General features: G+C 55.7%; 8 protein-coding genes. 2 read left to right on the forward strand and 6 right to left on the reverse strand.

Features of this window, described 5'->3' with window-relative positions; all coding sequences use genetic code 11:
* Positions 1-197 precede the first annotated feature (197 nt).
* On the forward strand, positions 198-1,559 hold the full coding sequence (locus HBA55_RS05850; protein WP_166988385.1) for an ABC1 kinase family protein: 1,362 nt from the start codon (positions 198-200) through the stop codon (positions 1,557-1,559).
* A 15-nt stretch (positions 1,560-1,574) separates the two neighbouring features.
* Complete coding sequence (locus HBA55_RS05855; RefSeq protein ID WP_166988387.1) at positions 1,575-2,837, forward strand: ABC1 kinase family protein; 1,263 nt, start codon at positions 1,575-1,577, stop codon at positions 2,835-2,837.
* Positions 2,838-2,916: 79 nt separating this feature from the next.
* Here the strand turns inward: HBA55_RS05855 and HBA55_RS05860 are convergent, their stop codons facing one another.
* The 6 genes from HBA55_RS05860 to HBA55_RS05885 all read right to left on the reverse strand — a co-directional run bounded on the left by HBA55_RS05860 (position 2,917) and on the right by HBA55_RS05885 (position 13,363).
* Positions 2,917-3,858 carry a DUF808 domain-containing protein gene (locus HBA55_RS05860; RefSeq protein ID WP_166988389.1) on the reverse strand — a complete coding sequence of 314 codons (942 nt, stop codon included), beginning with the start codon at positions 3,856-3,858 and terminating at the stop codon, positions 2,917-2,919.
* Positions 3,859-3,890: 32 nt separating this feature from the next.
* Positions 3,891-4,439, reverse strand: coding sequence for a TFIIB-type zinc ribbon-containing protein (locus HBA55_RS37195; protein WP_206019569.1), 549 nt, complete (start codon positions 4,437-4,439; stop codon positions 3,891-3,893).
* 73 nt (positions 4,440-4,512) lie between these two features.
* The gene (locus tag HBA55_RS05870; protein ID WP_166988391.1) at positions 4,513-9,810 is read right to left on the reverse strand and encodes a DNA repair ATPase; all 5,298 of its coding nucleotides are present in this window, start codon (positions 9,808-9,810) and stop codon (positions 4,513-4,515) included.
* 83 nt (positions 9,811-9,893) lie between these two features.
* Complete coding sequence (locus HBA55_RS05875; protein ID WP_166988393.1) at positions 9,894-11,840, reverse strand: flotillin family protein; 1,947 nt, start codon at positions 11,838-11,840, stop codon at positions 9,894-9,896.
* 89 nt (positions 11,841-11,929) lie between these two features.
* Positions 11,930-12,622, reverse strand: a complete 693-nt coding sequence (locus HBA55_RS05880; RefSeq protein WP_206019570.1) for a DUF1449 domain-containing protein — start codon at positions 12,620-12,622, stop codon at positions 11,930-11,932.
* 48 nt (positions 12,623-12,670) lie between these two features.
* Positions 12,671-13,363 carry a PspA/IM30 family protein gene (locus HBA55_RS05885; RefSeq protein WP_240945935.1) on the reverse strand — a complete coding sequence of 231 codons (693 nt, stop codon included), beginning with the start codon at positions 13,361-13,363 and terminating at the stop codon, positions 12,671-12,673.
* Positions 13,364-13,375: the final 12 nt, after the last annotated feature.

Below are 13,375 nucleotides of genomic sequence, written 5' to 3' on the forward strand. Positions count from 1 at the left end.
CAGCGCGTCCTGAGCGCGACCGGTCGCCCTCAGCAGGCTGCGGCGACGGATGGAGGAAATTTGACTTGGCAGTCACAGATTAAGGCCGATTTCTGGCGCTTTATGTCGTTTTAAGTCAAGGATTTGATACCTGGGACCGGCTACAATGCCGGCCAATGCAGTAAAAGGTGGGCGTTGCCGCCGCCGAGGCGTCTTAGATGGCATCCAAATTTAACCCCCTGCGGCAGAAGTCGCTGTTAAAGGGGCTTAATCTCTCCCTGGCCGGAGCCCGCACCGGTGGAGCGTTGCTGGTGGACAAGGCTCTGAACAAGGTGGTCCCCGGGCGCGACCACAACCCTCTGCTGGCCCAGGAGGCCCGCAAACTGGTTGCCCGGCTGGGCCAGATGAAGGGCACCTACGTCAAAGTCGGGCAGATGCTGGCGTTGGTGGGTGAGTATGTGCTGCCGGCGGAGCTTACGGATGCCCTGCGGGAGCTGGAATCCGCCACCGAAGCCCTGCCCTGGGTGCAGGTGGAGGCAATCCTGCGCGAACGCCTGGGGGCGGACTTCGACCTGTTGGAGATCGAGCCGGAGCCCATCGGCGTTGCCTCCCTGGCCCAGGTGCACCGCGCCCGGGTTCGCGAAACCGGCGAATCGATCTGCCTGAAGTTTCTCTACCCCGGCATCCGGGAATCCATCGACCACGATTTTGAAGCCGTGACCGGCATGCTCAAACTGACCCGATGGCTAAAGACCTCCCGCAGCTACGAAGAGTGGATCGGCCAGTTCAAGCAGCAGTTGCTGTGTGAGGTGGACTACGACCGGGAAATGGCGATGACGGAGAAGGTCGCCTCACTGCTGGCTGGGGATGATCGTTTTCTGGTACCCGCCATTGTGCGCCGCTTTTGCCGTCAGGACCTGATTGCCATGGAGTACCTGCAGGGCGAGACGGTGACCAGCGCGGCCGTGGCCGAGTTGAGCCAGGCCCGCCGAGACCGCCTGGGCAGTGCCATGCTGGACCTGTTGTTTAAAGAGATCTTTGACTGGCAGCTGCTGCAGTCCGACCCCAATATGGGTAACTACCGCATAGCCATCGGCGAAGATCAGGACCGGCTGGTACTGCTGGACTTCGGCTCCATGCTGGATGTGGGGCCATCGTTTTTTGAGCCCCTGGGAGAAACCATTTTGGGGGCCCAGCAGCGCGATGCCGCTCGGGTGGTCTCGGGCTTGATGGCTCTGGATTGCCTGCGCCCGGAGAGCTCCGAATGTGCCTGCGATACGTTTGTGCACTTCTGTGTGGAAATTATGGAACCCATGCGCCACCCGGAGCAGCTGCCCGAGCACCTGCTCAACGAGCAAGGGCACTATCGATGGGCGGAATCCAAATTAATGAAACGGGCCGCCGTTACCGTAGGGCGCTCAGCAACGCACTCCGGTTTTGAGCTGCCCTCCGAGCACTTCTCGCTGGTTTCCCGTAAGTTGATTGGTGTTTTTACCTTTATTACCCTGTTGCGATCGGAGTTTAACGGCTGGCCGCTGTTGCAAGCCTACACCTCCGAAGCCTCTTTTTCGCCAGCATAAGGACTGTCTGAATTTATGGCCCTGCCCAATGTGATCCACACACCGTGGCTGCGACTCAAACGCGTTGCCCAGACCAACCTCATTTTGCAGAAGAACGCCTTGCAATGGATGATGGGTGACCGCCCGCCCGCACCGGAGTTGTTGCGCAAGGTATTTGAGGATCTGGGCACCACCTATGTCAAAATCGGCCAGCTGATTGCCAGCATGCCCTCGGTGTTCCCGGAGGAATATGTGCAAGCGTTTCAGGGCTGCCTGGACCAATCCCGCCCATTGCCCTTCGAACAGCTGGAGAAGACACTGCGGCGCGAGCTGGGCGACCCGGATCTGCACTTCAGCTGGATTGACCCACAGCCGCTGGCCTCCGCCTCTATCGCCCAGGTACACGCAGCGCGTCTGCATACGGGAGAAGAGGTGGTCATCAAAATCCAGCGACCCGATGCTCAGGACATTCTGAAAGCGGATCTTTCTGCCCTGCATTCAGTGACACGGGTGCTGGAGGTTATCGCCCCCAAGCTCAAACATGTGTCGCTGGCGGATATGGCCGAAGAGATCAAGGTGAGCATGCTGGAGGAATGTAACTTCGAGCAGGAGGCCAGCAACATCGCCACCTACCGCGACTTTCTGCAAAGTATCGGCAATCGCGATGTGGTGGTGCCCAAGGTGTATGCAGCGGCCTCCACCAAGCGCGTGCTCACCATGGAGCGTTTCTTTGGTGTGCCGCTGACAGACCTCGATGCCGTGCGGGTTCGCCACCCTTACCCGGACCAGGCGTTGATGAACGCGCTGCATGTATGGTTCGAGAGCGTGCGCCGGTGCCGGATTTATCACGCTGACCTGCACTCCGGTAATATCATGATGCTGAACGATGGCCGCATTGGTTTTATCGACTTCGGCATTGTGGGCAGCATTTCCGAGCAGGTGTGGCAGGCGTTGATGACTTTATCCACTGCGTTGCCCGTGGAAGATTTTGATACCGCCGCCGAAGCTCTGATGCAACTGGGGGCCACCAAAGAAAATATCGACACGGAGGCATTGGCCAACGAACTGCGACAGTTCTACCAACAGTTGATGTTCACCAATAACGCGGATCTCAGTGACCTGGACAGCTCTCTGCAGGAAGTGATGTTGAATCTTACCGGCATTGGCAAGCGCTATGGCATTCGTTTCCCGCGCAGCTTTACCCTGCTGACCAAGCAGCTGCTTTACTTTGATCGCTACACCAAAGCGCTGGCACCTGATCTGGATGTGTGGCAGCAGGGGATGTTGATCGATCAGTAAAATTGTCCACCCATGACGGGGGCAGCATCACGGCAAATTCGCTGCCCGTGAGCCCCTCCCTGCGGCTGAATGGTTGATTTCAGCTGGCGGTTGCAGCCCTGGTTTTCTCCCAGGCGGTCAGGGCCAATACCAGCACCGCGCCGGCAGCCAGACCTACCACGGCATTAAACAACTGCGACGACAATGCCGCCATAAATCCGCCCACCGGTAAAGTGTGCGCCCATTCCGCCAGATGGTGAACCGTATCGTGGGCGCCGGGTATGCCGTGCACCAGAATACCACCACCGACTAAAAACATAGCAGCGGTACCAACAATGGTGAGGGTTTTAAGAACGTAGGGACAACAACTCAGCAAGCCTCGCCCAAAGGCCTGCAGTGTTGTCGCCATGGGTTGGCCGTCGTCGGTGTTGGCCAGGTAAAGTCCGGCATCATCGAGTTTTACAATCGCCGCCACCAGACCATAAACACCCACGGTCATCGCAACAGCGATGGCGACCACCACGCCCAACTGATTAACAAAAGGCGCATCCTGGACGGTTCCCAGGGCAATCACCACAATTTCAGCCGAGAGAATAAAGTCCGTGCGAATGGCGCCTTTGATTTTCTGTTGTTCGAATTCCGCCAGATCCACCTCCGGGTCGGCAATGGCCTTAAGCTTCTCAGTATGCTCCTCTTCGGTTTCGGGATGCAGGTATTTGTGCACCAGTTTTTCGAAGCCTTCGAAACACAGAAAGGCACCGCCCAACATCAATAGGGGCGTAATCAACCAGGGCACAAAGGCGCTGATCAACAGAGCCCCCGGCACCAGCAAGCACTTGTTCAGCGCCGAGCCCTTGGCCACGGCCCAAACCACGGGCAGCTCCCTTTCCGCCCGAACACCGGACACCTGCTCGGCATTCAGGGCCAGATCATCACCCAATACACCAGCGGTCTTCTTGGCCGCCACCTTGGTCATGATGGCGATGTCATCCAGTATGGTGGCGATATCGTCCAGTAGTGCCAGCAGGCCCGCGCTTGCCATAGGGTTGTCCTTTTAATAAGCGTGATAAGAGTTTATTGGAATTCGATACTCAGGAATTGACGGATTTGGATTTTGTTCGGGTGCTGATTCAGCCACTGCTTGAACGCCTCGGCCCGTTCAAAATCCTCGTCACCCAGCAGATCCCGAAATCGTTCGTTCTGGCGTTGCTCCTGTCGTTGCAAACGAATATTGCGCTGCCAGGCATCCGTAAAGATCTTGGGCAGCTTGCCGTGCAGATCCAGTTGCTTCAGCAGGCGCCATTCGCCCTTGTCCAGCCAGGCTTCATCGCAGGTGGTACACAGATCAAGGCGGTGATCGGTGTCGGGGCCCACTTGAAATTTGGTCATCAGGCGGGTGCACTTGGGGCAGCACAGAGCAGACTGGGTATCTTCGGCTTCTACCGGCTCGGGGCTGTCGGGCTGCTCCTCTGCCGCTTCCTTTGCGGCATAGTGTTCCAGCCAATAGCGGTAGAACATCAGCGACAACAGTGCACCTCCGCATTGGCTGCAGGAGGCGGCCACTAATCCCAGTTCCAGCTCTTTGGGTTCCAGGCGAACGTCTTTGCAATGTGGGCAATTCATAATCTACTCCCCCGCCGTTACTCAGTTAGTCTGCGTTCTTTGATAGGGTACCAGAGAAACTGGCAACAAGGCGTCAGTTCGTCAGGTCTTCATCGGGCTTGCCTTTGACAAAGGCCTCAAGTGCCCGCAGCTGCTGCGAGATATCCCCCATTCGCTCGTGGGTGCGCAGATCAATGTCCAGCTTTTTGTCCATACTGCGCACCAGCGGAAAGATACTGTGCTCAATGGCATCGGCCAGCACCCGTAGTACCTTGTCCATTCCTGGCACCGGCTGGTTAACCACTTCCACATTGGGCCTGCTCTCCGCCATCGCGGTTTTCAGCCCTTCCATCAGGGTTCTTATGTCGTCGTCATCCGCCGCTGTTTGCTGGGCAGGCTGCTCCTGGGAGCGCTGGGCAATTTTCTGCAGGGCCTGAACACCGCTGGCCAGATCCGCCAGCTGCGCCACCACCTTGCCGCCCACGTCGGCGTCGTCTCCGCCCATGGTTTTGTTACGCAGGAAGTCCTTTTTGATAGCTTCCCAGCGCGCCGCTTGCTCGTCCGTCATATTGCCGCGCAATTCAGCCAGCTTGAGCAAATTATCCTCCGCCCCGGTGGTCAGCAATTGAGCTTCACCGAGATAGTGATCCTGAATCATCTGCATCAACTCGTCCTGATTCATTACCGCCGAGACCTTCTCGGTCATCTTGTTCATATTGCGGTAGCTGCCCTGCAATTTGAACGAGGGCTCCGTGCGGAACTTGTCATCCTGTGCAGCGGAAGCGATGTATTGCTGATTGATCTTTAGAACCACTTCTTGAATCACCATCATCTTTTTCAAAATATCGGTGATCTCGTTGATTTCCGCCCCGCTATAGCCGTGCTTGAGATCCGTGGTCGCCACTTCTCGCCCTTTGGCCATATCGATCAGGCGATAGACATCATCCATCTCCCTGAGGGCCAATGGCGCCAGGACGGGGTTAGAGGTTAAGGCGTTTTCGATATAACTCAGTGCAAACTGTTCATCCATGCCACCGAGAATGTCACCGAGGTTGTAGATGTCGGCACGGTTGGCCAGCATGTCCGGAATCTTGAATGCCTCACCGGATTCCGTGTAGGGGTTACCTGCCATCACCACGCAGAATTTGCGCCCGCGCATGTCGTAGGTTTTGGTTTTTCCTTTCCAGACACCCTCTACCCGACGGGTGCCGTCACAGAGTGAAATAAATTTCTGCAAAAATTCCGGGTCGGTATGCTGAATATCATCCAGATACAGCATCACATTGTTACCCATTTCCAGCGCCAGATTCAGTTTTTCCAGCTCCTGTCGGGCGGTTGCGTTCGGAGCCTGTTGCGGGTCCAGGGAGAGAACATCGTGTCCCAGGGAAGGACAGTTAATCTTCATAAAGATCAGGCCCAGACGACTGGCCACATATTCCATCAATGTTGTTTTACCGTAGCCGGGAGGCGAGATCATCATCAGCAGCCCCATCAGGTCGGTACGCTTGTTCTCGCCAACGGTTCCCATCTGTTTGGCCAGGTTGTCGCCGATCAGTGGCAGGTAGGATTCGTTGATCAGTCGGTTGCGCACGAAGGAGCTTAAGGGGCGTGGCTTAAACTCTTCCAAACGCAATGCGTTCCTTTCTGTACTGATTACTTCCTGTCGTACTTGCAGGTAGCGGTGGTAAGTCGGCACCACCACCTCACTATGGTGTTGCAGCCGCTGCAGAAATGCATCGAGGGAAAACCCCAGGGAACGATCACTGATGGTCGAGTGTTCGCCCATCAAGCCGGTGACTTTTAGCTCCAGGTCCACTTCGCTGATGCGCCGTTGCAAGCGTTCATCGGCGTTGATCAAAGCAATGGCTTCCGGAATGTATCGCTCAAGGCGCTGCAGGCCTTTTTCTTCAATCAACGCCTGCAACCATGCACCGGTAAGATTCCAGCGCTCCGCCGGCCAGCCCATCATTTTATCCAGCGCCTGCTGGTATTGGCGCCAACTGGCGTCGTCCATGGAGCGCTGCAGTTCTTCCTGCAATTCCACCGCGTACTTGCTGCCGATAAACTCGATGTTCTCGCGGCCCAGTTCCGCGACCAGATATTGCGCCGCTCTGCGCCTATCCAGCGCTGACACCTTGATCGGGTGCTCCAGAATAAATTGCTCGATGGCGACGGCGATTTCCACTGACAATAGCTCGACCGCCTCGCCGCTGGCGAATGCCGCCTGCATTTGCAGGGCGGAGCGGGCTCGCTCCGGCCAGGTCGTTACGGGCAGAAGTTGACGCTCTTGGGTCGAGATGCCGCTTTTGCGGGCCTGGCTCTTAATATTGGCCCAGAATATCTGTGCCAAGCCGCGGCTCAATGGATCGAACCGCAGCAGATCTGCACGCTCCAGCGCCGGCACCAGAACCTTTAGAAGACTGGCCGCGTCTGCATCGTGAATACCTTTTTCGTAGCCCTCTTTGTAGCGGGGCGCGGCAAAATCACGGACCAGCTTGTCCAGGCTGGCATCTTCCAACAGTGCCTGCCGGAGGCCATCCATAGACAAATCATCGCTCTGGCGCTTTGCCGCCTCCAGAATCTGTGCCGCCAGGTACTCCGCGCGATACACCTGAGGAGATTCGGATTCCAGCGACAGTTCCCAAAAGTCTTTGAGCTCGAGTAGCTCGGGGTTTTCGATGGGCTCGAAATAGTCGGTTCCCGTAAGATGGACATTGAGCACGCCCGCGCGAGGAATAATCGTTAAGTCCAACTCCTGGGTATTGACCGAAAAACGGTGACGCGGCCCCAGTTTGATGATGTTGCCGCCGTCTTCATAGATGTCTGCCTTGTCTCGAAGCGCGCGTAGCGCCTGCTCCTTGATGGCTTTGTAGCGAGCCTCAATATCGTCAGCTTTCACCGCGCTGTCCAGTTGGCGCAGCTGTTCAACCAGTTCACGCGTTTTCAGTGACAGGGCGTCTGAGGCGAAATAGGTGTTGAGTTCGTCGGCTTCGGTAAATTTGAGCGATCGTTTTTCGATACTGGCCAGAATCCGATCAGCGGCGTCCGCCAGGGATTGGGCCTTGCGTTGCCGCTCATCCAGCAGTTGCTGCTTGTGGCTCTCAAAGGATTCGTAGACCTCCTCGCGCTTGTCCATAATGTCCGCGAGAAATTGGTCGTGATCGCTGAACTGGCTTTCCAGCTCTTCCAGTTGCACCAGCAACCGCGACAACTGCTCGTCGCACTTTTCCGGATCCGTGGCCAGGCCCAGGGCGTTGGTAATGCTTTGGGAGAAGAGTTTGAATTGAGCTCCAAATTGCGCAATGGCCTCCGCCGAGCCCAGGCTTTTCTGCTTGTGCCGGGCATTGGCCTTGCTTTGATTAAGGCGTGAATAAACCTGTGAAATAGCATCGATAATACGGGTACGTATGGTCGCGTCCTGCACCTTGAGGGTGCCCATTAGTTCAGACAGCAGATCCAGGCCAGAAGCGGTTTTCTCAATTTGCTCAATCAGGGGTTGCAGCTCGGCAATGGTTCCCGCTGACTCCAGCTCACCGTTGAGATGATCAATTTTTTCGTCGTAGGGTTGCAGCGCCTTCTCATCGGAGAGAAAGACAACAGTCTGTTCGCTCAGCGAGGCTTCCGCCTCTTGCAGTTGACCATCCAACACCCCGATCCTCTCGGCATCGATGTAGCGCAGTTCGCGCACCGTCACCAGATGCCCGCGCTGGCGGCGCAATTGACCCAGCGCATCGACGTATTCCTCGGCGCTCTGCCAGTTTTCGGGTCGAATGGAGCTTAATAGGCTCTCCTGAGTCTGCTCCGCCTCTGACATGGTGCGTGCGGATTCCTGACGAATGCTCTGAACTTTTTCGAACTCGTCAATAACCAGCTCTGAGGTGGCGGCGACCTTCTTGAGCAGCTCTCGAAATGCACCCGCTGACTCGTCTTCAATCCAGTAGTGGTCGTCAAAGACCTTGCGACTCGCTTTGCTCAGTTCTTCGTACTGACGGGCGGACACCGACTGGTTATCGATCATCCGGCAGATGCTGTAGAGATCGGACACCCCCCGCACCAGTTCCGCATTGCCAATGCGCCCCAGAAAGGTCTGGCTGGCCGGTGCCTGGCTGGCAAATTCGGTGGAAACGTAGGGCGTTTGCCAGATCTGCATGGGGTGAACGCGAGTGGGTTCCTGCTCGGCGGTAAAGATTACCAGCTGGCCGTTTTCCGCCAGGGCGTAGCCGTGGCTATAGATGGGGTTTTGCAGTTGTTTTTCAATCAGGTTGTAAGCGAACAGGCCCACCACACCTTCGGCGGGCTCGTAGAACACGTAAAGAACGTCTTCGCCATTTGGGGAACGGATAGAACGCTTAAACGACAGTCCGGCAACTTCTTCATCGAACGATTTGTGTTCTCCGGTTTGCAGGTAGTAACCGCCGGGAAAAATAATGCCGTGATCTTCGGGCAATTGCACGCAGGACTGACCTATGGCGTCCACGCGGATCACGCTTTCGGTCAGCAAGTTATAGATAAAGAATCGCCACTGCTCTTCACGGTAGGGACGAATCCGAATCAGGATAAGGCTGCCCACTTTCGCGTAGGCGATCTGCGCATCATCCAGAGACTGGGTCTTGTCCTCCACCGGCTCGTTGTAAATGCCAAGACCGTCTTCCGTGTTATTTTCGATTTTGATGGTCAGATCGCCACCAATGGTTTCCACAAATACGGTGTCGAGAATATTAATATGCGGGTGGCGCCCCTGGACACTGTCTTCGCGGCTGGTATCTATCCATTCAAAGTCATAGGCCGGCGGCAATTGGATATCCCGCTCGCCACGGTTATCGATATACTTGACGTCGCTGCCATCGGCGGACACAGTCCAGCGAAACACGCGGATATCTTCCAGGCGCTCACCGATCTGAAAACCCGCCAGCAGCTTGCCGTCCTTGATCGTCAGCTCAACCAGTTTGGTGTGCTTGTAGTAACGGTAAAGCTCTTCAAAATCGTTGACGAAGCCAGACTGCGCCAGAAAGCTCGTGGACATATCCACTGGCTGCATGTCAAAGGTGCCGCCGTTGTCGACGATAGCGAACAGGGCAAAGACGTCTTCAACTTTGGTTTCTTTTTTGAGACCGATAAAGACGTTGTAGCCAAACAACAGTTGCTCACCCACCTGAACCACATCGCGGGCGACGCAATTGTTTTCCGTGCGCACCCGTACCCGGCCCGCGACACTCATGTCCGAACTGCCGAACTCTTCCAGGCGGGCGCGATTGAGTGCGCCGGTCTCGTCGCTGAGACGTTTGCCCTGGTCGATCAGGCGTTTGCGAATGATTTCGTAGGCACCGCCCTCCGCGACGGCGGCATCTACAATGGCATCTTCGGCCGGATTACCGGAACCTTGCTGCACCATAACTTCATCCCTTCATAGGTACTTAACAGGTTGTCCCCTGTAACGGATACGGGTTGCAGAAAACTGCGTTTCTCAACTGCCTGTTAGGCGTCTGCTTTATCGGATTCCTTCTCGGGCTTGCCTTCAATCACCCGATTCAGCAATGCGGAGATGGTGCCGCTCTTATCGGCCAGTCCATCGACTGCCTTACCGATAGACAGAGACTTGGCAAAGTTATCAAAGAAGTGATCCTCACCGCCCACGATATCGATCTTGGCTTTCTGCAGGGCGGTGGCCAGCACTTCGGCATTTTCCTTGGCGATGTCCTTGCCGGCTTCGATGGAGGCCAGGGCTTCTTTGAGCGCAGTCTCCAGCCCCATGCGGTATTCCTCGTGAGAGCGGGCCTGCTCGCTCATGCTGTTCATGGCCTCGAACTTGTCGACAAGACCGTCGGCCTCAGCCTTGAACTGCTCGCGAGTCACCTCTGCGCCCGCCAGACCAATTTCCCGGGCAGACTTGGCTTCAGCATCACCCTGAGCCGCAGTGACATCCGCCTGGGCTTTACCGGTACCCAACAGGGCGTCGGCCTCCGCATCGCCTTTGGCGCGAATCACGCTGGCCTCAGCCAAACCCTCTTTCTCCAGGGAGTCAGCAGTAGCAGCCTGAACACGGGCATCCGCCAGACCAGGTGCGGCGCGCTCCGCCTGAACCCCTTCCGCCAGTTTTTTCTTGGCATCGGCTTCTTTGGCGGCGGCTTCCAGTTCCGCCTGCGCCAGGGTGGTGATTTCCACGGCCTTGAATTTCGCGGCCTGTTCTTCAGCTTCGGCGGCCTTCACCTGCTTGACCTTTTCTTCTTCGGCAACAGCTTCGGCAGCCAGCACCTGAGTCTGCTTGGCTCGATCCGCCTCGGACACTTCGCGAACTTCCTTGATACGTTCTTCCTCAATGGCAACGGTTTTGTCCACTGCCACCCGTTCGCGAATCACATTGGCAATCTCTTTTTTCTCGACTTCGACGGCTTTTTCCGCTTCGATCTTCTGCAGTTCCACTTCCCGTTCGCGAGACACAATTTCCAGATCACGAGCTCGGGTGACCTTCTCTTCTTCGATAGCAACCGCGCGCTGGCGGTTTTGCTCGGCGACTTCGATTTCGCGTTTCTGGTTTTCGGTCTGAACGGCCAGATCCTGCTCCACCTGAATGGTCGCGCCCTCGGCTTTGCGACGCTCTTCTTCTTGAACCTTTTTGGTTTCAGCCTCTTCGCGGGCGCGAATGGTGGCAACCTCGCGCTCCTGTTTGGCTTCGGCATCGGCCTGCTGTCGCTCCAGCTCCAGCATGGCTTCGACGGTTTCTACGTTTTTCTTTTTGATGGCCAGCTCTTCGTCGCGCTCCAGAATATTGGTGCGGACGTTTTGTTCGGCGGTGAGCTCGGTGATTTTTTTGATGCCTTCGGCATCGAGGATATTACTGGGATCGAGGGAAGCTTTGGGCGTTTGCTCCAGGTAGTCAATGGCCACATCTTCCAGAACATAACCGTTGAGATCGTCGCCGATAACTTCGATAATTTTTTCTCGGAATTCCTGGCGGTTTTCAAACAATTTGACAAAGTCAATCTGTTTACCCACCGTTTTCAGCGCTTCGGAGAATTTAGCGTTAAACAGCTGGTTGACCGCCTCTTTATCGGATGCACGACCGGCGCCAATAGATTTGGCCACCTTAAGAACGTCTTCCGGCGTCTCATTGACTCGCAGGTAAAATGCTACCGTGATGTCGGCGCGCATATTGTCTGCGCAGATCAGACCGTCCTTGCCCCTGCGGTCCACTTCCAGTGTCAGCAGGGAGATTTTCATCAGTTCCTTTTTGTAAATGATCGGGTATACCAGAGCTCCAGTAAAATGTACTTTGGGTTTGGAACTCATGTCGTTCACGATCAGTGCGGTGCCCTGTTCGACTTTAACATAAAAGGATTTAAACAGGGCTGCCAACCCCATCAGAATAAGAAAACCGATTCCGACGACTGTGACGCCGGGCATAAGGATCGATAAATCAGCCATAGTGGTTACTCCATTTCCAGACTTTTTATCCGCGAACGGATAGCTAAGAGGGTTCCGGCTCTAGCCGGGCCAACGCACGCGACAGACTGTTACGCGCCTTTGTATTCCGCCTCCGATACAACCCGGTAGACATTTTGTTCCTTCAGGTATTCCAGCAGCACAACCCGATCACCACGAGTGAACGTCTGCTCCCCGGTCGCCCTGATCTTGAGAATAAGCCCCGCACCGCCGTCTTCTAATGACGCCTCCCCAAAATCCTTGTCGACTCTTGAAGTTCTGACAACCGCTACTTGGCCGAGTACCTTTTTCTCGGTTTCCTGAGTCGCTTTCAGGAACAGGGGCCGCAGCGGTTTGATCACCTGTGCCGTGAGCATCACCGCAATGTAGAGTGATACCAGAAGAACGGGCAATCCGAACACCAATCTCAAGAATCCTTCGCCCATCCACGCCAACAGGAAATGCACACTGTAATAGCAAATCACCCAGCCAATCAGGGAGATCAGGGAGATAATGACCGTTACGGGTACGCCCACCAACCCGAAACGCAACATCAAACCCGCCAACACATCAGGATTGCTTACGCCTTCGCTGCCCTGACCCGCAGGACCACTATCGCCTTCGGGCAGATCAAAGTCCAACACCTCCAGATCAACAAATCCCAACACCGCCACTAGCCAGTAGAGAACGGATAACGCCAGAAAAAAACTAAAAAAGGCGGTTGGGAATGAGGTGATATTTTGGTAGAACGGATCCATATTCTCGTGTAGAAAAATGGCAAGCATTCCCGGGCTCCTGCGTGGGGTGGATTACGGATTCGCCTAATCCACCCGTTAAGATTTTTTATTTTTAATGCGCTCAAGAATGTCATCAGCGCTGTTACCGTGAGGCGCAATACCGGCTTCCTCCAGTTTCGTTTGCAGGGAGCTATCGGAGTTTTCCTCCGCGACCTCGCTCGCTGCAGTCATCTGCGCAGCCCTCAGCGCCTGCTTTTCCTTGATCTGCTCCAGGCTGTCCATGGCGGTGCGCATCTTCGAGTTCGAGCCGCTATGTCGCTCCGCCACAGCGGCCTGAGCGCGCTGTACATTTTCAGTGGCCTTCACGGTATCAACCTGTTGTTTCAAGCGTTTTAAATTGCCTTCCGTCTGCTTGATGGCGGTGCGCAGCTGCTTGGCGCTGGCCGCATAACCTGTGCCGGACTCCTGCTCCTGAGTCAGCTGGTTTTCCAGATCGGCGATTTTCTGTGCCACTTCGTGGGCCAGAGTTTCGTCGCCTTTCTCCAGTGCCTTGATGGCATAACCTTCGTGTTCTTCGATCTGCTTCTTGAGTGTCGAGCACTTCTCTTCGGCCAGCTTTTGCCTGGCCATAATTTCGGTCAGGCTGTCTTTCGACTTCTGCAATTCCTCGGAGGCATCGCGCACCTCCTGGTCCAGAATGCGCAGCGCCTGGCTGTCAACAATGGCCTCTCCGGCTTCGTTTACTCCACCGCGCAAGGCGGTCATCATTTTCGCCCAAATATTCATCATCAAACTCCAAAA

The organism is Pseudomaricurvus alkylphenolicus (assembly GCF_011683955.1).
In the GTDB taxonomy this organism is placed as follows: Bacteria; Pseudomonadota; Gammaproteobacteria; order Pseudomonadales; family Cellvibrionaceae; genus Pseudomaricurvus; species Pseudomaricurvus alkylphenolicus.